Source organism: Nonomuraea sp. NPDC048882 (genome assembly GCF_040649755.1).
Classification (GTDB): domain Bacteria; phylum Actinomycetota; class Actinomycetes; order Streptosporangiales; family Streptosporangiaceae; genus Nonomuraea; species Nonomuraea maheshkhaliensis.
Genome location: NZ_JBEZGB010000002.1, coordinates 551,386 through 573,372, shown reverse-complemented (window position 1 = coordinate 573,372; position 21,987 = coordinate 551,386). Strand labels below are relative to the sequence as shown.

Genomic DNA, 21,987 nt, shown 5'->3' with positions numbered 1-21,987 from the left:
TTCCGGCTAGACGGGCATGTCCTCAAGGTCGGGTTCGGTGAACTCCTCCACCGCCCGCTCCAGCTCCGTCGCGTCGGCCACCTCGATCGCCGGTCCGCCAGTCAGGAGCGCCCACGATGGAGCCAACTCCGCATGCTCCTCAGCCGCGGCTTCGGCTTCCTCCTCGGTGACGTGCACCGAGCGCTCCATATGCCAGCGGCTATCAGCCCCCAGCACCACCGCCGTGCCCGGCCGGTCCGCAGAGATCTGCCGAGCCGCCGCCACCGCGCGCGAGTCCATGTCGCCCAGGCACATCTTGGCCGTCTCGTCATCGTTGACCATGTGGCAGATCCGGCCGGTCAGCTGCGCACGCAGCGCGGTCACCCCCGGCCCCAGATCCGAGCCCACGCGCTGCCCGCACACCACCAGGTAGATCCCGAACGCGCGGCCCAGCTGAGCGATGCGCAGCAGCCGGGTAGCGACCGCGGCGACCTCTTCCTTCTCCGCCTTGGGATCGGCCATCAGGAACAGCTCGGCCACCTCATCGACCAGCACCACGATGGGCGTTGGCCGTGCCTCCTCCGGCAACCTCGGATGCCAGATGTTCTTGACCCGGTGCTGGCGGCACAACGCCATGCGAGACGTGATGATCCCGACCAAATCGGCCAGCAGCCGCGCACACTCGGCACGCTCAGTGGCCAGCGCCGAAAGCCGCCGCTGATACGGGGTGAACTCGACCCCGCCCTTCAGATCGAATCCGACCAGCGCCACCGGCTGCGGAGCCAGCCCCGCGATCAGGGCGTTAGCCAGGTTGGACTTCCCGGACTGAGTAGCGCCCACATTCAACCAGTGCGGCACCTTCCGGAAATCGATCACAAACCACTCACCGGAGTCCAACCGGCCGACCCGCACTCGCAGCAGCCCATCGGCCAGCGAATGCCCGCCGGCTACCGTCTCCAGCGGATCGGTCATCGTGGCGGCCAAGGTCACCTTGCCCGGCCGCCAACCGACCAGGCGCACATTGTGCACCCGCCAGGCGTGCGCCAGCTTGTCCAGCACCCGCTCGTAGTCGTCGGGAGTCTGCCCATCGTGCAGTCGCACCGTCACCCGGAACCCCGTGGACGTCGGCCGCAACAGCCCCAGCCGCGGAGCCCGCTCGACCTCCACCCGTCGCAGGCCACGACGCTGCTTGGCAATCATCAGGCCTCTCACCCGGGGTACCTCCCCTTGGCATAGGCGATGGCGTCCAGCACCGCACCGCTATCACGGTCGGCCAACCACGCCAGCGCACAGTCAGCCTGCTCCGGCGTCAGCTCCGCCAGTTCCTCGTTGAACCGCTTCCAAAACTCCCCGAGTTCCATACCTCAGCCCCCCAACCCGGGGAAGCCGGGGAAGGTCCACCGCCAGCGACGCCGACGCTTGGACAGACCGCAGCCCGAAGCCACCGCCCGCCACGTCCCGTATACCGCCAGCGCCTTGGCCGGGAACCCGATCACGTACCAGAACGAGGTCGGCGCCCACCGCCGCCACGCCCAGAAGCCCACGCTGGCAGCCAGCAACGCCAGCCCCAGCCAGACCGCGAAGTCGGCCATACTAGACCGGTCTCCTCTCCTCTTATCTGGGTGGACGGAGACCCCGGAGCGGCCCAAGCCGCCAAGCACACGGCCGCTCCGGGACCTCTTGGATCAGGCCGCCTTCTCCGCGGCCGGACGAATCGCCTCGCAGCGAAACCCCATCCCGGAACGCCCGTTCATCTGCCAGTAGAAGCAGGTCAGCCCCACCGGCTTGACCTTGCTGCCGACCACGATCTGCGGGAAGGTCGCGGACGGGAAGGTCACCGTGATCACCGGGTTGCGCCGGTCGTCGTTCGGCATGGGCAACAGCGGCAGCGTGTACAGCTCACGCCCCTCCGCGTCCTTCTTCACCTCACCGGTCGCCCGATCCACGATCTTCGGCTCAGCCTCGCCAGCGACCGTGAACGACATCGACGCGATGTCCACCGGAATGTTGCGCATGTGTTCTCCTCTGATCTCTTGGTCCTCGGCAAGCCGTGGTTTCGAGGTTCTATCGCAACCATACTGCCTTTTCGATAAGGCAGCAAGGCGTTGGGTAGACTTCTTTGAGGGCAGGGGACAAATCCATCCTTATCGCCTTGCCAGTAAGGTGGCTAGGTGGTGTTCCTGCGGGATGAGCTGGTGAGGAGTGGTGGGTCGTGGCCGACCAAGAGAGCTGGAGCAGCGTCTCAATGCCGTACGTGCTACCCCGAAGGGCGGACCAGCCGGACGCTTGGGCAGAGGAGGCCGCTGAACACGGCCACACTGGCAGCAACGTCCTCCGTGAAGTAACAGTGCTGCGCCCTCCGGCCAACGTGGGAGCAGCGCTCGGCATCCGTGAGGACGAACCCGTAATCGTCAGACGTCGAACCGTGCTCCTTGACGAGCAGCCCATCGAGCTGGCCGATTCGTACTATCCCGTGTCCATAGCTCAGGGAACCCGCCTCGCTGACAAGAGAAAGATCCCTGGAGGAGCACCAACGCTCCTCGCCGAGCTGGGTCATCAACTCGTCCACGTCGAAGAGGACGTATCTACTCGGCCGGCCACCGATGAGGAGCGGAAGCTGCTCCGGCTCCAGGAGCACGAGTGGGTGCTTGTTCTCTTCCGGCTATCGCGATCTCGCGACAACACGCCAGTCGAAGTCAGCGTGATGACCATGGTCCCTTACGGGCGCCACCTTCGCTACAAGCTCTCCCACTGAGCAGAGAGGCTCTCCCTTGGTCCAGTACCAGGACACCCGTCCGAAGCACCAGCAGATTGCCGCCGCCATTCGAGCAGACATCATGGCCGGCCGACTGTCTCCTGGCGCGCAGCTCCCATCGACTCAACAGCTCGTGAGTCAGTACACGACCGCGAACGCCACAGTTCAACGTGCGCTCTCACTGCTGAAGGACGAAGGCTTCCTGGAAGGCCGTCCTGGCAAGGGTGTCTTCGTCCGCGCCAAGCAGCTGGCCGTTGTCGAGGTCTCTTCCTACTTCGCACCATCGCCGCGGGGCTACAGCTACGAGCTACTCAGCGTTGACGAAGTCGTTCCGCCCCGTGACGTGGCGGAAGCCCTTGGCCTCGGTGATGGTGACAAGGCCGTTCTGCGTCATCGCCTGCTTCTCCACGATGGTGACCCTGTCGAGCTCTCCTGGTCGTACTATCCATCGACTCTCGTACGAGGCACGCCCTTGGCAGGCTCTAAGAAGATCAAGGGAGGGGCGCCCCAGGCGTTGGCCGACCTCGGCTACCCGCAGCGTGAGTTTACGGATCTCCTGTCGAGCCGCCCTCCAACAGTCGAAGAGGCTGAAGGGCTGGAACTCCCAGAGGGAGTACCCGTGATGAGGCAGTTCAGAGTGGTCTACGCCGACAATCAGCGCCCTGTTGAAGTCTCAGTGCTGGTCAAGGGCGGACATCTCTACACGTTGCAGTACCACCAGCGCACCACCTGACGAAGGCAAGCGCATGACCCGTTCTATGCATTCGGTGAGTGTCGCCGGCATCGTTGTCGACGACGCTGGCCGAGCCCTGTTGACTCGCAGGGCCGACAACGGCGAGTGGCAAGCTCCAGGTGGCGTACTCGAAATCGGAGAGACCATCCCGGACGGTGTTCGTCGCGAGGTCCTCGAAGAAACCGGCCTGATCGTAGAACCCTTGGCCCTCACTGGCGTCTACAAGAATATGACCCGCGGCGTCGTGGCCCTCGTGTTCCGCTGCAAGGCCACCGGCGGCCAGCTCATCATCAACGACGAGGTCACCGCTTTCCACTGGGCGTCCGAACCTGAGATCCACGACATGGTTACCGAGGCGTTCGCGGTTCGCATCCTTGACGCTCTCCACAAAGGCACCCCAGCGATCCGGCACCACGACGGATTGAACCTCATGTGACCTCTGGTCAGGCTGTTACAAGTTTCCCTGCGGTTTCAAGCCCGCCGCGCAGCGGCGGGAACCACGTGATCATGCAGAAGTGACGCACTGGTCGCGCAGTTGAGGGCCGACGAGGAAAACATAGGACACGTCTCCGGGAAGAAGCGGTGAAGGGGCGCCGTCACGGGCACGGGCTTGGACCGGCAGCTCCTTCGGACCCTCCATCGCCGAGAACGACGCGAGTCCCAGCAAAGCAAGCGCCAGCCAGCCTCTGCACTCGTCTCTGTCAGTCCGCCCGCCGGCAGCGCACCACCGCGGCGAATTGACGAAACGTCGCCGCGGCCTCGCGCGCCCGCTCGCGGCGGGCTGCGGCTCTTCGGCCGGTCCCGCCGCGGCGGCGCGCATGCCGGCAAGCCGGCACCTCCAGAAGACGACCCACAACAGTCGCCAGGCGCTGCGCTTTCCCCCAGAACTCCGCATCCCCATCAGGTGATAGACGGGACCAGAACGAGCTAGCCAGGTCTCAAGCCTCAGTGCCCTGTAACTCCGCCTGGAGGAGCCGAATGGCATCCAACTACACGAGGACATCGGGAGCTGGGAGAGGGAAAGGCATGAAGACCTTGGGGCTCTGCCCCAAACCCCGGCCCTCCTCGGAGATGAGCCAGGCCGCGCCGACCATGGGGAATGGTTGAGGTCCTGTGCGGTCATCTCCTCGCCGGCCACCCTAGGGACACCAGACCAGCCGCACCAGGGCAAGCCGTCATGTGCAGGCAGGACAACCAGCGCGCGAGGAAGCTCGCCGGGACACATGTACACGCGAATGACGGCTTGCCCTGGCACGTCCGGCCCGGTATGGCTACGCCTGCCCGACGAGGAGATGACCACACAGCACATACGCGTGTGGATCAGAGGTAATCGCTCTTACCCGACTGGTCTCAATCGAGGCTGAGCCGCGGGGAAGAGTTCGTTGTGCTCCGGCGTAGCGAAACCTGCGAGATAGGCAATATCGCCCGCAGCCAACCCTTTGCGCGACAGAGCGTTACCGATGTCGACAGGCAGCGTTGGATGCTCAGGAGCGAGCTCGCCACTGAGCGGTTCAGTGGTTCGCCATCCTCTGGCGCTGAAAGCCTTGTACATGTTGGAACGCTCGGTAGCACTCATCAATCCGCTGCCATGTGCTCTCTCCACGAGAGCCTGCATAGATACGCCCCACTCGCGCTTCAGATCATGCAACCTCCCGATCTTCAGGTTGCGAAGTTGTGGCCGAATAACCTCGATTGGCATCAGAAACTCAGCCGCGAACTCGTTCGCTTCTGCCTCAACATGTTCCGAGACATCGACTGAATGCAGGCACAAGTGTCCCAGCTCGTGCGCCAGCGTCATGCGCTTACGATCAATGGGAGCCCTCATATTGATCAGAATTATCGGGTGATCATCGATCCATTGGGATAGGCCATCGACCCGAGTAGTGCCGAAGTCTTCCTCAATGACCAGACATCCCGCAGACTCAAGCCAGCGAATCAAAGACCGCACTGGCCCCAATGGCATACGCCATTGCATGCGCACGAAACGTGCCGCGTCAGCAGGAGTCAGCTCTATTGGATCAAGAGTCGGAACACGCTGCTCCGCACGAAGTGATACCTCCTCAAACATCATCCGGGCGTGCAGGCGATACATATTGAGCTTGGCCTCTAGTTGCCGCCAGACCGTGGGCTTGGCAGTCATACGCCGGCGCATATGCGCATCAATCGCCATGCCACCATGCACACGTCCCGCCCGGGCCAGGAACGTCTCAGTGACGCCCAAGGCCCGAGCCAACCGCGCAAGAACCTCAGGCTCGGGCTGTCGAAGATCGTTTTCGTATCTCGACAGCGCCGCCTGTGTAACTCCTGCTGCGGTCGCAAGCTCTTCTTGCGTCAATCCGCATGCCCGGCGAGCTGTGATTAGCACCTCGCCGAGGTCTTCCATGATTACGGGCTATCCTCTCCGTTGGTCTCTTGAGCCGCATCTTCCTGGCCAACGTCGATGATCGGAGCGGACGGTTCCGGAGCGGCTGGCACGGGCGTGACCGTAGCGCCGCCATACCCGGTTCCTGCGTCGGGAAGCTCAATGAGCCACACGATGTCGTTGCGGCCGTCTCGGAGAGACAAGACCGCTTGCCCCATCTCCCGGCTTTCCTTATCCCAGATGTAGCCGACTATGAGTCGAACCTCCTCCATCCCAGCCAGCGTCGGCTGGGATGGAGGTTGGAACAGGAAGTCCTTCGCCCCGGAGGTGAGGTAGGTGCTGATGTCGCCGTCATCCCCATGCCGCTTCGCTCGAAGGCGGTAGCGAATACCGACGTAGATCTCTCGCGTTGGCTCCTCGTCTACAAGCTGGACGCCGGGAACATCATCAAGCAAGACGGTCAGGTGATACCAGAGTCGATCATGAATCCAGTTCGCCAGTCCCCGCTCGCTCGCCTGCGACACAAAGGAAGGCATGCCCTGGCGATACTTCACCAGGTCATCCGCCGCACGCGCTACCGACCGAGCGAACGCCTCGACGACCTTGTCGCCAAGGTCAGCCTTGACCTCGTCCGGGTCTGGGTACGAATTCATACCGGAAAATATACCATCAGCGATCTTGGCTCGGGTCACGATGAGGTATCAGCGTGTCCAAGCTTCCACTCCCTCCTATCAAGACGGCCGTCCCGTGCCACAGCAAGGTGTGTAGCAACCTCACCAACACCAGCGACCACGTCGCGATCGGCCCCGAGAGCCTGACCACCACAACGACCGCCAACGACCCTCACGTCACGAGCTCACACCCAAGGAGTCATCCGTCGCGGGGTGACATGATTCGTCGAATCTACAGACGGCACGTCAAGGGCCGGCGTCCCGCGCCACCTCGCGGCCTAGAGCTGCTGGTGGCGATCGGTGCCCAAAAGACATGCCCCCAATCACCCGCGGATGATGGGATGTGTTCATTATGTCCGATTTCGGCTATTCACGGTCAGAGAGGGATCCCCGGCTTAGGCCTCTCTTGCTGGAACAGTTCTGTCGGTCTCGTCGGGTACTCTGCCTAACTGCACAAGCCGTATGTGAACAAGAGCTCTAAATCGTCGTAGACGCATGGATGAGGGCTGGAGGGCCTTGTGGCAGCATCGAGCATATGGGACAAAGTCGATCTCACTGTTTTGGCGGAACGCGCCAACGTGACTCAGTCGTCATCAAGGAAAAGTCGTCATGCCGCGCGTAAGCGTCGAAAGTTGAAGCGTACGATATGGATACTGGATTTCATTGCTATCCTGCTTTGGGTTTATGCGTTGAGCAAGCTATTCGTCTTTGATGTAGATGAGTATATCCTTGCCCGAATCGCCCCCGGCATGATGGAGGCACTGAACTATCGCGTTTTCATATTCTTGCTGGCCTTCACGTTCGTCGTGATCTTCTTCAGACGATACTATCTAGGTATGGCCTATATTCTTTTCTTCCCTCTAGTGGTATTGGTTTGGAAGATTCCTCGCCTTGTTTATCGAACGCGTAGCTGGGTGGCCGCACTTGGCGTCATCAATATGGCTGCCACTCTCATAAGGGACTTCAAATTCAACCTTGTCGCACTTACTGCTACTGCCATCTCAGTAGTGCTGGTAGCTGTTTCCGATAAGGCATATATCTTGGTTCCTGCGGTGCTAGTGCTCGTCGCTGTGCTGCTTTGGACTAGCGTTAGAGTCGTCAAATGCTCGTTGACCCCATCTCGATTTCTGTCGCTACAGCAAAAGTTGATCGATCGTGCAGCAAGCTCTACTTTTATTGCCCAGGTGACCGAAGTTAATTCCGAGCTTAGGAAAGCTGAAGTAGAAAGATTCAACCATACACAACTGTCCACGTTTCAGGCGAGCCTGTCGACTGCGATACTCGTTTGCAAGTTCAGCTACTACTGGGCGTATCAGCTAGAGTGCTATCGCCGTAGTGCGCTAATACACCTGTTCGGCACCCTTTCTTATTTTAGGCTATTTATTCAAACCGCCTTGACGTTCGCCTTGGCGAATTACGCTTTGCTCAAGGCTTCGCCCGAGTCATTCTCTTTCGATTCGCAGCCCACCTTTATTAGGGTTTTTTGGTATTCGCTTAGCGCACTGTTTGTGAACGGCATCGATGGGCTCGCGCCAGCTTCTGATATGGCTATTGTGATCGTAGTTGTCCAAGGGGTATCGGGGCCATTGATCCTTTCCATGCTTGTGCTGCACTATGTTCAGAGTTTTCGCCAGGCGCGACGTGAAAGCGAAATTAAGGAGGTAGTGGCAAAGATCAAGGCCAATGGTGATCTACTTGAAGTGCGATTGCGGGAGCAGTATGAAGTCGGCGCGGATGAGGCTTGGGTGCGCCTCCAGGCCTTCGGACAGGGAGCTTTCTCAACGGCGATCGAGTATTTGTTGGCGAGAATTCCCGTCGATTTTCTCAGAGTCCCTGATTGATCTATCGATGTGCTGTCATCGGAGTATGGCTGGGAAGCACAACGGGGTAACTGAGCGGCAGGGCCGGGGAAGACACTGATGGTGAGGGGCACCATCCTCGCCGACCAGCCAGACCCGCCTGCGTCTGAGTGTCGAACTGAGTGACAACGACCTATCATGAGCGCGCACGTGCATGGACGCCCATGGAAGTCATGCCGACGCGGCTACTGATGTCCTCCAAGCTGGACGTGCTTCGACTTCGTTTGCAAGCAGGAAGTCAGGAGTTCGAATCTCCTAGGCTCCACTGCACTTCGAAGGCGAACGGGTAGGTGGTCCATGGCCACCCACCCGTTGCCCGTTTTCGTGGTTGCCTGCCGGGACCCCACCCCGATCGGTCCTCGCTCCGCTCGGGCTGTCTCGCCTGGGGCGCGCCTCCGGCCCGCAATGTCTTCGCGATGGGAGCGCTTCGCGCACGGGGGCTCAGCCGTCGCTCCCAGTCGAGCCCAGCCTCGACCCCTGCAAGCCTTCGCTCCGCTCAGCCGTTTCTTCTCTTGACAGGCGCAGGCTACGCCTGCGTCTCAGTCAAGTCTGACGGCGCGTCACGCTACGACAAGCAAGATCCATTCTTTTTGTAGGTCCCGGGTTATGGGTGTATCCACGGGATCCACGACGGCGCCGCCCCCGCACGCAAGGGAGCCGCGCCGTCTCAGTGCCGCCTACACCTTCTGACTTGCCAGCACGGCGGCCCAGATCTCGGCGGCCTCGTCGCAGGACCACCGATGCGTCTCGTAGATCGTCTTGCCGCCGTCACCGCCGTATTCGGTCTTGCGGATGTAGGACTGGCCGCCCAGATGACGCAGCTCGTACACAGGTGAACGGCAATCGCACGACCAGGCCACCACCCGAGCATGGTCGCCGGCCCTCGACGGCTTGTGCCAGACCAGTTTCATGTGCCCCTCCTGAGCCTGGTTGACGTGCGGACTGATGCAGCCGGTGATGATCTCCACTAGGTCGCCTGCTTTCTACCGACTCCGGAACACTCGAAGCAGGTCACCTGCACACGCTCGACCCCCGTCCCGTCGAGCCAGCACAGCGCGCCGGCACGGCTCTTGCGCATCCACCGCCATCTCTTGGCCCGGCAGGCCCGGCACCTCTCGCTTGTCAGTTGATCGCTCCGAGTCATGGGACAAGGGTGTTCACCTGGGGCAAGGCAACCCATCCCGCGCCGGAATCCTCAGGTGGGATCAGCACTATCCCTGACGGGATAACTCCTATCCGTGAGCGTTTAGTTACCGGCAGTCCAAGGACGCAAGGAGAACCCGCATATCCCCGCAGGCGGGGCCGAATCGGTCTTGTGCGCGCGGTTGCGACAAACTCACGGTCTTCGTCAAGCGCTATCGAGCCATGAAGCGATAGGCAGCGTTCCACTGCGGGCGAAGGTTCTGGGAGATGGTCCCTTCAAACGCCATCCCATCCCTTCCACCCGTACCAAGGACCAATAAGGTGCCTGTACTGGTCGTCCCAGTTGTCGGTCGGGAGCTGACCGCTGGGCAACCAGACGAATCCTCTCGACGCCATGAGCGGCCAGTCCGTTACAAGGAACCGGGAGCCACCGGGGATGGCTTCACTAGCGCGCTCCGAGTGGTCTGATTGGGACATACCTCCGCCATACCGCGTCTCCGTATGGTCTCACCTCGACGGGGAAATCAACGGAGGGAACCATATGAAGATCATGCGTACCGCGGTCGTCGTCGGGGCCATGGGGGCCGTGGCCATGATGGGCGCGCCCGCGTCGGCGTCGGTGACTGCGTCCGCCTCGGCGTCCGCGCCGGCGGCGTCGGTGACCACGTCGGCAGCCAAGGCCCTCGTCGCGACCTGTTCGAAGGGGTCCTACAGGCTGAAGGTGACCGTCACCTACATCAACACGACATTTGGGCACCGCTTCAGCCGTGTCCACTGGACGGCCTCCGGAGGTCGCACCACCGTCAAAGTCAGCCTCGTCCAGGATCGGGGCGGCCGTCCGGACGCCGAGTTCCTGGCGACCGTGATCACGGGCAACTCCGGCAGCAGGGCGATCTCGGCGACCCGGCCGATGGCGCATCGGGTCTTCGTGAAGCTGGCCGGTAGGAAGGGTGTCACGAGCTGCGTCGGGCAGAGCGGCGTCATCTGATCCGGACCGCTCGGCGCCCGCCGTCGTCAGACGGCGCTGGCGTTCCTGCGTGGTGCTGTACGGCACCCGGATACAGCAACGTGCAAGGTCAACTCGATGGGGCGCTTTCGCGCACGGAGGCTCAGCCCGCTACTCCCAGTCGAGTCAAGCCTCGGCCCCTGTAGGCCTTCGCTCCGCTCAGCTGTCCTTTGTGGGGGGCGCAGGCTTCGCCTGCGCCCCCGGTGAGCTGGTCAGGTCTCGCGGCCGTCGCGCCACCCAAAGAAAGATCCACTTTCATGTGTAGGTCCCCGGCTTGTGGGTGCATCCCCGGGCACCGGCAAGGGTGCGGCCCCTCCATCCAGGGGGACCGCGCCGTCCACCACCACCTACACCATCTGACCTTCCAGCACGGCGACCCAGATCTCGGTGGCCTTGTTGTAGGACCACCGATACGTCTCGTAGATCGTCTTGCCGCCGTCATCGCCGTACTCCGTCCGGCGGATGTAGGACTGGCCGCCCAGGCGACGCAGTTCGTACACGGGTTACCGGCAGTCGCACGACCAGTCCACCACCTGGGCACGGTCTTCGGCCCTCGCCGGCTGGCGCCAGACCAGCTGCATGCGCCCCTCCTGTGCCTCGCTGACATGTGGGCTGATGCAGTCCGTGATGATCTCCACTACATGGCCTGCCTTCCGCCGACTCCGGAACACTCGAAGCAGGTCACCTGCACACGCTCGACCGTCGTCCCGTCGAGCTGGCCCAGCGCGTCAGCGCGGCTCTGGGCTTCGCTCGATTCCGCGATCAGCTCCGAGGCGGCCCGTTGGCCGGTTGGGGGGCGGCCAGGTGCCGGATCGCGCGGGAGGGCGATTCCACGCGATCCGCCGTCAAGCGGGCTCGGGATCCGTAGGGGTCACCTGTCAAACGTTGCCGCCTGGTAAGTGGTTGGGAAAGAACGTATGCGGCAAGATAACTCAAGGATCAAGGCGGTTCGGAGCCGTTGCCAGCACCGGGAAAGGGCGCGCAACATGACTGACATCGAATCGGAAAAAGTGTACAGAATACGGAACGCGAAGTCCGGCACTTATATCGATATCACTGAGGACGGCGGCACAGTCCATGCCGTCGGAAATCCTTTGAATGACAGCGAAACCCAGATGTGGCAGCTCAACCGGATCGGACCGGGGTGGACCCTGCGGAACGTCGGAACAGGTACATACCTCAGCACCAATCTTGAGCCGAGGAATGACGACGGCGCTCTTCTGCAGGAATCCCCGTTCGAGTGGCTTGTGTGGGAGGATGATGCGGTCACGCAGTCCTGCCGCTTGTGTGTCCCCCACTGCAAGAAAGATCTCGAAGTTACGAACCACGGGTCCTCCGGCCCGGGAACGCGGATAGCGGTGTGGGGAAGATGGGCGGGGCAGAGCCAAATGTGGTTCTTCGAAGAGTGTAAGTCATAGCGCCGATCACGCACCTTGACCGCCCTGGTCGTCCACGACCACAGCACGATCTGGGCCTGGCCGCTCGCTGTCTGGGGCACCTGGCCAAGCGGGCGCTGGTCCACAGCGGACGCGGTGAAACCCGTGTGCTGGAGCGACGCGGGACGGCTCGACTTCGCTTCCCTGCCCATGGGCGGGCCACCTAGTTGGGCTTCGCCCAGGCGCAAGCCGAGGACGAGCACCAGGACGCAGGCCGGGTACATCGGGTCCTCGTTCAGACGCGAGAAGTTCGGAGAGCGCCGAAACGCTCACTGCCGGGGTGCCGACCGTACGGTCGCGCCAGATACGGTTCCTGATCGTGGTCGACGATTCGACATGCCCGCGTAAGTTGCCCGTCCTTCGGACACCCTTGCCATGCCTTACCCTGAGCCCGCTCACCGTGGCTGACGCCGGGACCTACTACGACCTCATCGCGAAGAACCGTGAGCACCTGACTCGCAACGGTGACTATGAGGAGGTCAAGACCGCCACGCGCGAGTCTGTCACGGAGTACTTCATGAGCCCGCCTGACCGCACCATCAAGTACGGCGTGTGGGAGTGCGATCGGCTTGTCGGCAGAGTGGATCTCAACCCAGTGAATCCGCCCCGGTACTCAATCGGCTACTGGCTCGACGAAGCCGCGACCGGCCAGGGCTACATGACGGCCGCTTGCAGTGCGTTGATCGATTTTGCGCGCACCACCCTTGGCGCAACAGATGTCTTCGCCGGGGTAACGCATGGCAATTCAAAGAGCGTCGCTGTCCTTGAGCGCCTGAGGTTCAGCCCTGCTGCTGATTTCGAGCACTACACAAGATTCCGCCTCCCACTGAGCTGAGGCACATGTGGGCGGAAGGAATGCAGGACGCGCATGGCAACCTCCGTAGGCTGTACACGTGATCGCCACGCCATTCGTGGGCCATCCATCAGGCGAGGAGGGGGCAGCGCGGTGATCAGTGAAGAAGGTCTCCGGCTCGGTGTGCAGGCCGCGCGTCGACTGGTGGAGTTGGACTGCTGCGAGATCGAGGAAGGACTCTCCGAGGCGGAGCTGGCGCGGATTGAGAAGGAGTACGGATTCGCGTTCGCCGACGATCATCGGGCTTTCCTGACGGCAGGGCTGCCGGTGCGTCAGCCTTGGGAGGAGGGGCAGACGTGGAAGAACCCCTGGCCCGATTGGCGGAACGGTGATCCCGAGGCTCTGCGAAAGCACGTCGCCTGGCCGATCGACTGTCTCTTGCGGGATGTCGAGCACGGCCACTGGCGATCGAGTTGGGGCGAGCGGCCGAGTGATCTGTCGGAAGCCGTCGAAACGGCCCGGCTCCTGCTGGCGGGCGTCCCCAGAATGGTTCCGGTCCATGCACACCGGTTCCTACCGGCCGGCCGTGGAACGCACGGGCATCCCGTCCTGTCCATGTGGGGCTGGGACATTATCTACTACGGCACTGACTTGGCCGACTACATCACCCAAGAGTTCCAGGAGCCACGCCCCGAACGTGACGGGGAATGGCAGCCACACGCCACGGTCCCGTTCTGGCGAGACTACCTGTGAGCGCAGGCCGCCCGTACGTGGGAGTCGGATCAAGATCCGGGATATGCGCGGATGATGCCGTAGGCAGAAACCATGGCGAAGGCTGTAAGGCCAGCTCAGCGGCCCGTCGGGGTCTTAATTGCCGACGCGCTGTGAAACCGTCGGCGGTTGGCGCCTCGTCCTTATCACCCGGTCTGCGGCGAGTTGTCATAGGTGGTCGAGGGCGGGCGAACCCGTAGCTCGGGTGTGCTGGACGCCAGGCATGGGCCCCGTGCGAAGAGGCATGTCGAGGCGTGGTCGTGCGGGCCATCAGCGTGCTTTCGCGCATGGAGGCTCAGCCGCTACTCCCAGTTGAGCCAAGCCTCGACCCCTGTAGGCCTTCGCTCCGCTCAGCCCTTCTCGACAGGCACAGGCTGCTCCTATGCGCGCCGGTTACGTCCCGTCGGGTGGTTAACTCCGCTTCGGTTTCCCCATCCACTTGGGCTCCGCCGTCCAATAGCAGCGTCAGTTGATAGCTCACACGGATCTGGATCACCTGCATGCCACGGTACGGCGTCAACCAGCGGTCCTCCAGTTCGACCAGGTCTCTCGGCCGGTCCATGTAATGCCTCCGTGGCAGTCAACCGCATCGAGGGTTTGATCGCCTGGCTCTGACCCGGTTTCCCTTCGAGTAGGTCGATGGCAGACGGGTGATCGGGCGGGGACTCGTGGAGTGGATCACCACTCGCGCCATTGGTCGGTGATCTCCGAGCGCTCGATTCCTCGACGGGCAGCGAGTCCGTCGAGATCGATCCCAGCCTCGCTGAGCACGCCGTCGATGAACTCGCACAGCTCTTCTCTTTCGATCGTGTCGTAGTCGTGATCGTCATGGGCGCCGTCGACGTCGTTGAGCCCTTCGACCACCCGTTGGATCGCTGCGAAGACCTCTCCATCGGAAGGCGTGTCAAAGCCCCGTACCTCATGCTCGAAGGCTGTGAGGACGTGCTCGGTCGCCACTACCAAGGGCTCTGGATACAGCGCGGCGAAGTTCGAGTCCTCGACACTCCTAAGGCCGGCGGCACGCTCAGCGAGTTCCTCGGCGACGTGCTCGCGCCAGATGTCTGTTGGTCTTTTCGCCACTGCGTGATCGTATGACCAGACACTCGCCGGCCGACAGCCTGAGATGCGAGGGCAGTGACTGACAACCGCTTGCTCTGAACATCCCGCTCCAGCGGCCGCTGAGATCGCCACGAAGGCGGCAATGGGATCGGGAGAAGCACCAAGAGGACCGCGAGGGCGGTATTTGCGTACTCCAAGCACGACAAGAACGCTCATCGCGTTACGGTGGGCACCGATGAGGTCATCGTAGGTTTCTCGAAGCATTTCGCCAGCAGCCTGGGCCTGGCAAACGAATCACGATGAACCTCAGCGAACAGACGTGCCCGTTGCGTGCCCGTCAGCCGTTCAGACGGTTCTCCAGGCCGCCGCCGACAACGCCGGGGCGGCCGTCGAGTACTCGTTGCAGGTTGAGTACCCGTTGCACAAAGAGGGCCCGCCGGCGCGACGATGCTCGGCGGGCCTTCCCGTGCCCGGATCAGGCGCGAATGTGCTCGGCGGCCTTCGCCTGGAACGCCTCGGTGGAGGCGGTGGAGGCGGGCGATGAGCGGGCCGTGCTCACTCGGGACGGGTCCCGATGCGGCGGTCAAGAGATACTCGGGCTGGCGGCACCAGTGAAGACCGCATGGCCAACTTCGCCGCCTACTACATGGTCGAGGAACTGAAGTCTCGGCTGCTGTCCGCTTTCCCTGCACCACAGGCCCGAATACCTCTCAGGCCGCTGATCGTTTCAACACGAGCTGCGACCTGAACGAAAAGGTCCGCGCCGCCGTACAGAGCGCCGGTGGCAACGTCAGCGCAATCCACGGGCGGGTCGTGCTGGTCAAGCACCCGGACGGATCTCTTGAACTGTTGACGCTCTTCGTGGCCAACGGGAAACTGATCGACGCCACCGGCGAACCTATGCTGATCTTGACGACTTCCGCGCGAACAACGACCTTCTCAGCTCGGACGACGTCATTCTGGCACCGCGCAACATCACCGCCGCGCCGGGCGAGGGCGAGATCGTCACGGTGTGGGGTAAGGAGTAGCGCCGGCGCGCTCGGCTGCGGGCCGGTTACAGCACTCCCGCGTCCCGCGCTGTCCATACCGATGGGATTAGAGGGCGGTAGCCCAGTTCGTGACGGATACGAGTCGTCGACATCACGCCGTGCCACGGATCCGGGGCATCCTTGTCGTAGGCTTCCTGCGGCACCGGCAGCCCCTGGAACAGGATGAGGTCGACCATGGTGACCGGGGCGTCGTCGGCGATGTTGTAGATACCGTGTGCCCCGGGCGCGTACAGCAGCCGCCGCAGGCCTTGCGCCACATCAATGTGGTGGCCCATGTGCAGGCGCTGCATGGCGGGCCACTTCAGCACCCACTCCATCACATCGGCCAGATGCGGGTCCCCGTCGCCGTACACGAACGGCAACCGTCCGATGCGGAGGTCATCGAGGCCGTCCAACGCCATGAGCGCACGCTCGGCTTCCCGTTTGGACTCGGGGTAGGCGCCCCACAGTTGACCGCCCGGCATCGTCTCGTCGCTCTCGACCAGCGCCCTGCCCCGCCCCTTGCCGTACACGAGACCGGTGCTGACCTGTACGAACCGCCGTACGCCTGAAGCCACCGCGGCCCGGCCGAGCTCGATGGCCGCGTCCCTGTTGACCGCCCGCGCCTCCTCGTCCGGTACCCCGCGGAACGCGGCGGCGACGTTCACCACCGTGTCCACGCCGGCCGTCGCTTTGCCGAGCGCCTCCGTGTCACGTAGATCGCCGATCAGCACCTGGGCGCCGAGTTCCGCGAACCGCTCGCCGCGCGCCGCGTCCCGCACCAGGACCCGTACCTGGTCGTCGGGCGCCGCGCTCTGCAACAGCCGCGGCACGAACCGCCGCCCGACCTGGCCCGTCGCTCCTGTCACCAAAGTCAGCATGGCCGCCTCCTCGTTGTCGTAGCCACCTTTGAAGCGTGTGGGAAGGACGGGATCGGCGGGAGAGACGCGGTCATCCAGGGATCGGCGCTCCCTGGATACATGGCCGGGAGCAGGGCATCCTCGAACAGTGGACCGTACCGAACTCGCCGACTTCCTGCGCCGGGCCCGCACCCGGCTGGCCCCCTCCGACGTGGGCCTGAACGCGGGTCCGCGGCGCCGTACCCCGGGCCTGCGCCGCGAGGAGGTGGCGCAGCTCACCGGGATGTCCACCGACTACTACACGCGGCTGGAACAGCGCCGCGGCTCCCACCCGTCGCGGCAGATGCTCACCGCTCTCGCCCGTGCCCTGCGGCTCACGGACGTGGAGCGCGACCACCTGTTCCACCTGGCGGGCCAGGAGCCGCCCCGGCCCGGCGACTCCTCGGACCACGTCCGCCCGGGGCTGCAGCTGATCCTGGACCGGCTGCACGACCTCCCTGCGTCGGTGCTGAGCGACTGGGGCCAGATGCTCGCACAGAACACCATGTCAGTGGCCCTGACCGGCGACCATGTAGGGACGAATCTGATCCGCCGCTGGTTCATGGTGCCGGGCGCACGGGACCTGGCCCCGCCCGAGAAACACGAGGAGCATGCCCGCGCACACGTAGCGACCCTGCGTGCGGTCACTGCGGCACGCCCTCACGACCCCGGCCCCGCCGCCCTCGTGGCCGAACTCCGCGCCGCGTCGAACGAGTTCGAGAAACTCTGGGAGTCGCATGACGTCGTGGTACGCCGCCCGTCGCCGAAGCGTTTCCTGCACCCCGTGGTCGGTGTCCTCGACCTCGACTGCGAGGTACTGGTCAGCGATGGCCACAGCCAGCAACTCATCGTGCACTCGGCGCGGCCGGGCACCGAGACATACCAGCGGCTCGAACTACTGCGGGTCGTCGGCCTCCAGAACCTGACCCCCAGCTCCTAGTAGGAGAGGTAAAGCGAGACCTGGCGACCACAGTGAGGAGGGTGTCTGCCACTGCAGGGCGGCACGCGACGGCCGCACATCACCGCTGACCTTGGACGACGTCACGGACCAGGGCAGTCGGTCTGCCCGAAGCGGAAGGTCGTCATGCTTTGCATGCTGGACTCCGTCGTCGGTCTGTACGTGGACGCTCTGCGAGGTCATGAGCAAGATCGATCGGATGAGGCAGGCGCAAGGTTCGGCCGCCGCTTCCAGGCAGCGGAACGTGTAAGGGCTCGGTCCAGTTGGCTGGAATCGCCGACGTGGCCGAGATGATGATCGACGAGCCCAACAGGCATCTGTGGCGTGTGGTGGACGCCGCATACAACCGGCTCATCTGCACCGAGTGCGGCAGCAGGCTGAGCCGGGGGCCAGCTGGCTGCACCGCCTGTGACCTGGCGAACGGGTTCCGGTACGTCGCCGTCGAGATCGACCGGCCCGGCGTTCCGCCAGGCAACGAGCACGCGCTACGGGTCAATGTGTCGGTGGTGCGCAGGCCGTCCGGAATTTCGTGGCGTGAGGTATTGGCACGGCGGCTCTTGCTCCCCTTCCTCCTCGACGGGCACCTGCCCACGATCAGGCAGGCCCAGGCAGTACGGGCTCTCCTCGATAAAGGGGGCACGGCTGAGGATTTAGCGGAGCATCTCAATCTTGTCTGGGGTAACGACGACCGCTAGCTATGGCCAGGCGTGCGGAAGCGAACAGATGGCAGTCGTGATCGCCGTGCCATTAAATCGCCGTGCCATTAGAGAGCAATTAACGGGAGTCAGTTTGCAAAATCCTCGCCGACCTAGCCCCACCAGAAGTCAGCGGATGGGAGGCCGGCGGACGTATGGTGGCGTGCCGGCAAGGGCGGTCAAGCTGAAGCTACGTGTCCAAGGCACTCCGTATTCTGGCGGCCAGGGCAGCGGTCTCCTCAGGGGTGCGCTCGATGACCCCGTTCTCCGACATGAGAGCGTGGTACTGCTGCTGCTCGTACGGCACCCCAGGCGGCAGGCCCGCGATGTGCCAGTGCAGGTGGGCGTTCCCCTGCTGGCTGCCCAAGGACAACAGATACGTCCGCTCGCACGGCACGCATGCCTCCACGGCCAGCGCGATTCGACGCACTACTCTCATCACCGCGACGAACTGATCCTCGGGAAGGTCTCGGACGACGTGCTCGACATGGGCCTTGGGCGCCACGAGGACGTACCCCGGCAGTACGAAAAAACGGGGCAGAAACGCGATGTGCTCCCCGTCGTCGTAGACGATTTCCTCCGGCTGGTCGGAAACTCCGTTGACCATCGCGCAGATGAAGCACGGTCTCGTCTGCGAACGACGGCTGTAGCTTTCCACGTCGAACGGCACCCGCTTGATCGAACCCGTCATCATCGCCCTTCCTGGGTGGAGCTCTCGGCCCGGACCACGCCATGATCATCGTGCCATCGAGGCCGTACAAGGCCGCGGTCGATCGCGGACCGTCGCCACCGATCTGATCACCTCCACCAGTCCCGGTCAGGAAGCCTGAGCCACACATCAGGCTCGAATGAGATGGATCGGGCATCGGTCGGCCGCAGGCCCGCGCCGGCGAAGCAGTACGCCACCGCTTCGCCCTGGTAAAGGTAGGTGGCGAGGATCTCCTCCGCGGGTTCGTCGGCGGAGACGGCGCCCCCGCCCGGATGGGTGTCCCATCCTTCGGTGGAGCCGTCGCGGGCGACGACTCCCTGCTTGCCGCTTTTGGCGTTGGCGAACATTCCGTAGCAGACAGAGCCGACCGACAAACGCCGCACGACGCCGGGAACGTACGCGTTGTATCCCCATGGCTGGAAGACGACGCATCCCCCGGGCACGTCCGTGACGCCGATGAAGCCCAGGCTGTCGTCGAGATCCGCGAACGGATCGTCCATGACCTCCTCGATGTCGTCCTCGTCAGCCGGTACGGCTTCCAGCCGCCGCGCCACCTCGGCTGCGGTGATGCCACCCGCGCAGGCGAGGCTGAACCCGTCGTCCACCAAGTGGTCCAACGCGGCGATCAACTGCCGGGCGTCGACCACGGCGGCGGCCTCGTCGGCGGACAAACCGGCTTTCCCGGCCGGCAGCGTGAACAGATCAGGGGTCGGAGTGGCCAGACTGAGCCGTCCGGGCGACCAGCCGTTCATCATCGGCCGCCACGGGTCCGCCCCGGCCTCGACCAGGACGCGGGCGTTGTCCGGGCGGTTGTTGAAGACGGCGGCCCAGAGGGCGGTACGGCCCTCGTGCTCGGCATCGACATCGTCCACCCGCCGGGATAATTCCGCGACCACCTCGGGCGAACCCACTCCGGCGGCGGCGTGCAGCGGCCGTACGTGGAAGCTCACACCCGTGTTGGGATCGGCGCCCGCGTCGAGCCGGGCGCGGATCAGACTCAGATCTTTCCAAGAATCCCACCCGATTCCGGACCATCCGGGCCCATCGGTGACGACCATAACCCCTCCTCGCAGGACGTCGGGGAGCTGTCTTCGAGGGCCGATCATGGCGTACGGGACCGACAGTTTCCGGGACGGGCAGGGCGTGAGCAGAGCGAAGGTTGGGCCAGTATTACCGCATGGACCTTCAGAAACTTCGCGAATCCATCACCCAGGCCTGGGCGACGGACGTGCTGCCCAGCCTCTCCGGCTTGGTGGAGATTCCCGCCGTGTCGCCCGCCTACGACGCCGCCTGGGAGGAGAACGGCCACCTGCGGACCGCCGTAGAGCACGTACGGAACTGGGTGGAGTCGCGCGGCCTGTCCGGCGCGCGGTGCGACGTCGTGCAGCTCGACGGCCGCGCGCCGCTCCTGCTCGTGGACGTGCCCGCGACGCCGGGCGCGGCGGCGACCGGGACCGTGCTGCTGTACGGGCACCTCGACAAGCAGCCGCCGCTCGGCGACTGGTCGGAGGGGCTGGGCCCGTGGCAGGCGGTGATCCGCGATGGCCGGCTCTACGGCCGCGGCGCCGCGGACGACGGGTACTCGGGTTACGCCGCCACGACCGCGCTGGAGGCCGTACGCGGGGCAGGTGGCGAACACGCCCGTGCCGTCATGCTGCTGGAGACCGGTGAGGAGTCCGGCAGCCCGGACCTGCCCGCGTACCTGGAGCATCTCGGCGACCGGCTCGGCGAGGTGTCGCTGGTGGTCTGCCTGGACGGCGGCGGCGGAGACTACGAACGGCTGTGGCTGACCTCCAGCCTGCGCGGCGCGGTGCAGGCGACCGTCACAGTGCGCGTCCTCGAGTCGGGCGTCCACTCAGGGCTCGCGAGCGGCATCGCGCCGAGCTCGTTCCGTGTCATGCGCCAGCTGCTCGATCGGGTGGAGGACCCGGAGACCGGCGAGGTCAAGGTGCCCGAGATGGTGGTGCCCATTCCGGACGAACGGCGCGCGGAGGCGGCGGAACTCGTCGCGCATCACCCGGAGGTCGCCGTGCCCCGGCTCCCACTGCTGCCCGGAATGAGGCGCGTCTCCGACGACGACGTCGAACTCGTCCTCAACAACACCTGGCGGCCGACCCTGTCCCTGACCGGCGCCGCCGGGCTCCCGGACCCCGCGGTGGCGGGCGCCGTGCTGCGACCCTGGACCTCCCTCCGGCTCAGCTTCCGCCTGCCTCCCTCGGCCGACGCCGAGGCGGCGCGCGCCGCACTGGAGAAGATCCTCACGACCGACGTGCCGTACGGGGCGCGGGTCGAGGTCGGCGACTTCATGGTCATGAACGGCTGGCACCTGCCGGCGACGGCCCCCTGGCTGGCCACGGCGTTGCAGCAGGTCGGTGATCGCGTGTTCGGCAAGCCGTGCCAGAACCTGGGCATCGGCGGCGGGATCCCGTTCATGGAGATGCTCGGCAGGCGGTACCCGCAGGCGCAGTTCGTCGTCACGGGGGCGCTCGGTGCGGACTCGAACGCGCACGTACCGGACGAATGGCTGAACATCCCGTTCGCCACACAGGTGACCGAAGCGGTCGCACACCTCCTCGACGCGCACGCACACGAGAACGGGCCTGCCTGACCCGACGGGATGGGTCATCACCGTTCTGACGACCATGCTGGATTACTACGGACTCCCGGCCGACGCGCCCGGCATGGCGACACGTCCCTCGGGGTCGCCGTACGACCGGGTGACTCATGTCGAGCGTGCCATGGCTGACACCATTGGTCATTCTCGCTTTCTGCCACACCTGGTACTCCACGAACTGGAGGCATGGGTTCTGGTGGGTCATGAGGCGCTTGGCGAACTCACTGGCGATGACGCGCTCGCCCAGGCCGTGCGAGCCATGGTGACGCACGCCAGAGGCGCCGAATTGGTCAACGACGGGGTCAGCACAGCGCCTTCCAAGCGTCTGCTTCGTCTATATCCGCGATATCGCAAGACCTCTGACGGCCCGCTCGTCATAGCCGAGATCGGCATCGACACCATCAGGAGCACCTGTCCGCACGCGGACGCCTGGTTCTCCGCGATGAACGCTGTGCTCACGAAAGAACTCTGACGTATCGGGGCCCAGGTGCCTGGGCGGGCCGGCCACGTTGCTGAG

24 protein-coding genes are annotated in these 21,987 nt (G+C 64.1%); 12 read left to right on the top strand and 12 right to left on the bottom strand.

Annotation, left to right across the window (positions count from 1 at the left end):
* Positions 1-6 precede the first annotated feature (6 nt).
* From AB0C27_RS07945 to AB0C27_RS07930, 4 genes are all read right to left on the bottom strand, one after another.
* Positions 7-1,179, bottom strand: coding sequence for an FtsK/SpoIIIE domain-containing protein (locus AB0C27_RS07945; RefSeq protein WP_357839509.1), 1,173 nt, complete (start codon positions 1,177-1,179; stop codon positions 7-9).
* A gap of 8 nt (positions 1,180-1,187) precedes the next feature.
* Positions 1,188-1,340 carry a hypothetical protein gene (locus AB0C27_RS07940; RefSeq protein WP_357839506.1) on the bottom strand — a complete coding sequence of 51 codons (153 nt, stop codon included), beginning with the start codon at positions 1,338-1,340 and terminating at the stop codon, positions 1,188-1,190.
* Between the two features lie 3 nt (positions 1,341-1,343).
* The gene (locus tag AB0C27_RS07935) at positions 1,344-1,571 is read right to left on the bottom strand and encodes a hypothetical protein (protein ID WP_357839504.1); all 228 of its coding nucleotides are present in this window, start codon (positions 1,569-1,571) and stop codon (positions 1,344-1,346) included.
* A gap of 93 nt (positions 1,572-1,664) precedes the next feature.
* Positions 1,665-1,994, bottom strand: coding sequence for a hypothetical protein (locus AB0C27_RS07930; protein ID WP_106252637.1), 330 nt, complete (start codon positions 1,992-1,994; stop codon positions 1,665-1,667).
* Between the two features lie 197 nt (positions 1,995-2,191).
* On the opposite strand from AB0C27_RS07930, the gene AB0C27_RS07925 reads away from it, so the two are divergent.
* From AB0C27_RS07925 to AB0C27_RS07915, 3 genes are read left to right on the top strand one after another with little or no spacing between them, the layout of a single operon-like run.
* The gene (locus AB0C27_RS07925; RefSeq protein WP_357839500.1) at positions 2,192-2,734 is read left to right on the top strand and encodes a UTRA domain-containing protein; all 543 of its coding nucleotides are present in this window, start codon (positions 2,192-2,194) and stop codon (positions 2,732-2,734) included.
* Between the two features lie 16 nt (positions 2,735-2,750).
* Positions 2,751-3,467, top strand: coding sequence for a GntR family transcriptional regulator (locus AB0C27_RS07920; protein ID WP_357839497.1), 717 nt, complete (start codon positions 2,751-2,753; stop codon positions 3,465-3,467).
* Positions 3,468-3,492: 25 nt separating this feature from the next.
* The gene (locus AB0C27_RS07915) at positions 3,493-3,903 is read left to right on the top strand and encodes an NUDIX domain-containing protein (protein ID WP_357840667.1); all 411 of its coding nucleotides are present in this window, start codon (positions 3,493-3,495) and stop codon (positions 3,901-3,903) included.
* Positions 3,904-4,803: 900 nt separating this feature from the next.
* On the opposite strand, the gene AB0C27_RS07910 is transcribed toward AB0C27_RS07915, so the two are convergent.
* Positions 4,804-5,850: an XRE family transcriptional regulator gene (locus tag AB0C27_RS07910; protein WP_357839494.1), complete on the bottom strand. Its 1,047-nt coding sequence runs from the start codon at positions 5,848-5,850 to the stop codon at positions 4,804-4,806.
* Between the two features lie 2 nt (positions 5,851-5,852).
* Entirely contained in the window at positions 5,853-6,482 is a 630-nt protein-coding gene (locus AB0C27_RS07905; RefSeq protein ID WP_357839491.1) for a hypothetical protein, read from the bottom strand.
* A gap of 536 nt (positions 6,483-7,018) precedes the next feature.
* Here AB0C27_RS07905 and AB0C27_RS07900 point away from each other — a divergent pair.
* Positions 7,019-8,341: a hypothetical protein gene (locus AB0C27_RS07900; RefSeq protein ID WP_357839488.1), complete on the top strand. Its 1,323-nt coding sequence runs from the start codon at positions 7,019-7,021 to the stop codon at positions 8,339-8,341.
* 695 nt (positions 8,342-9,036) lie between these two features.
* Here AB0C27_RS07900 and AB0C27_RS07895 read toward each other — a convergent pair.
* Positions 9,037-9,327, bottom strand: a complete 291-nt coding sequence (locus AB0C27_RS07895; RefSeq protein ID WP_357839485.1) for a hypothetical protein — start codon at positions 9,325-9,327, stop codon at positions 9,037-9,039.
* Positions 9,328-10,043: 716 nt separating this feature from the next.
* Between AB0C27_RS07895 and AB0C27_RS07890 the strand changes: the two genes are divergently transcribed.
* Positions 10,044-10,490, top strand: a complete 447-nt coding sequence (locus tag AB0C27_RS07890; RefSeq protein WP_357839482.1) for a hypothetical protein — start codon at positions 10,044-10,046, stop codon at positions 10,488-10,490.
* A gap of 365 nt (positions 10,491-10,855) precedes the next feature.
* Here the strand turns inward: AB0C27_RS07890 and AB0C27_RS07885 are convergent, their stop codons facing one another.
* Positions 10,856-11,008 (bottom strand): hypothetical protein, encoded by a 153-nt coding sequence (locus tag AB0C27_RS07885; RefSeq protein ID WP_357839479.1) that lies wholly within the window; start codon positions 11,006-11,008, stop codon positions 10,856-10,858.
* Positions 11,009-11,494: 486 nt separating this feature from the next.
* Here AB0C27_RS07885 and AB0C27_RS07880 point away from each other — a divergent pair, with 486 nt between their 5' ends.
* The 3 genes from AB0C27_RS07880 (at position 11,495) to AB0C27_RS07870 (ending at position 13,490) form a co-directional block, all read left to right on the top strand.
* Positions 11,495-11,926, top strand: coding sequence for an RICIN domain-containing protein (locus AB0C27_RS07880; protein ID WP_357839476.1), 432 nt, complete (start codon positions 11,495-11,497; stop codon positions 11,924-11,926).
* 298 nt (positions 11,927-12,224) lie between these two features.
* Entirely contained in the window at positions 12,225-12,779 is a 555-nt protein-coding gene (locus tag AB0C27_RS07875) for a GNAT family N-acetyltransferase (RefSeq protein WP_357839473.1), read from the top strand.
* Between the two features lie 111 nt (positions 12,780-12,890).
* Entirely contained in the window at positions 12,891-13,490 is a 600-nt protein-coding gene (locus AB0C27_RS07870; protein WP_357839470.1) for a hypothetical protein, read from the top strand.
* A gap of 696 nt (positions 13,491-14,186) precedes the next feature.
* Here the strand turns inward: AB0C27_RS07870 and AB0C27_RS07865 are convergent.
* Together AB0C27_RS07865 and AB0C27_RS07860 are read right to left on the bottom strand one after the other, a co-directional pair.
* Entirely contained in the window at positions 14,187-14,588 is a 402-nt protein-coding gene (locus AB0C27_RS07865) for a hypothetical protein (RefSeq protein ID WP_357839467.1), read from the bottom strand.
* A gap of 1,033 nt (positions 14,589-15,621) precedes the next feature.
* Positions 15,622-16,476, bottom strand: a complete 855-nt coding sequence (locus AB0C27_RS07860) for an NAD(P)-dependent oxidoreductase (protein ID WP_357839464.1) — start codon at positions 16,474-16,476, stop codon at positions 15,622-15,624.
* 127 nt (positions 16,477-16,603) lie between these two features.
* On the opposite strand from AB0C27_RS07860, the gene AB0C27_RS07855 reads away from it, so the two are divergent.
* Together AB0C27_RS07855 and AB0C27_RS07850 are read left to right on the top strand one after the other, a co-directional pair.
* Positions 16,604-17,434: a helix-turn-helix transcriptional regulator gene (locus tag AB0C27_RS07855; RefSeq protein WP_357839461.1), complete on the top strand. Its 831-nt coding sequence runs from the start codon at positions 16,604-16,606 to the stop codon at positions 17,432-17,434.
* A 308-nt stretch (positions 17,435-17,742) separates the two neighbouring features.
* Positions 17,743-18,147, top strand: a complete 405-nt coding sequence (locus AB0C27_RS07850; RefSeq protein WP_357840663.1) for a hypothetical protein — start codon at positions 17,743-17,745, stop codon at positions 18,145-18,147.
* Between the two features lie 190 nt (positions 18,148-18,337).
* Here the strand turns inward: AB0C27_RS07850 and AB0C27_RS07845 are convergent, their stop codons facing one another.
* Complete coding sequence (locus tag AB0C27_RS07845; protein ID WP_357839458.1) at positions 18,338-18,817, bottom strand: HIT family protein; 480 nt, start codon at positions 18,815-18,817, stop codon at positions 18,338-18,340.
* Positions 18,818-18,945: 128 nt separating this feature from the next.
* Positions 18,946-19,914, bottom strand: coding sequence for an ankyrin repeat domain-containing protein (locus tag AB0C27_RS07840; protein ID WP_357839455.1), 969 nt, complete (start codon positions 19,912-19,914; stop codon positions 18,946-18,948).
* 119 nt (positions 19,915-20,033) lie between these two features.
* Here AB0C27_RS07840 and AB0C27_RS07835 point away from each other — a divergent pair, with 119 nt between their 5' ends.
* Both AB0C27_RS07835 and AB0C27_RS07830 read left to right on the top strand, forming a co-directional pair.
* The gene (locus AB0C27_RS07835) at positions 20,034-21,464 is read left to right on the top strand and encodes a M20/M25/M40 family metallo-hydrolase (protein WP_357839452.1); all 1,431 of its coding nucleotides are present in this window, start codon (positions 20,034-20,036) and stop codon (positions 21,462-21,464) included.
* A complete protein-coding gene (locus tag AB0C27_RS07830) occupies positions 21,457-21,942 on the top strand; it encodes a DUF4276 family protein (RefSeq protein ID WP_357840660.1) in 486 nt (161 codons plus the stop codon). The genes AB0C27_RS07835 and AB0C27_RS07830 overlap by 8 nt, the downstream gene beginning before the upstream one ends.
* Positions 21,943-21,987 lie beyond the last annotated feature (45 nt).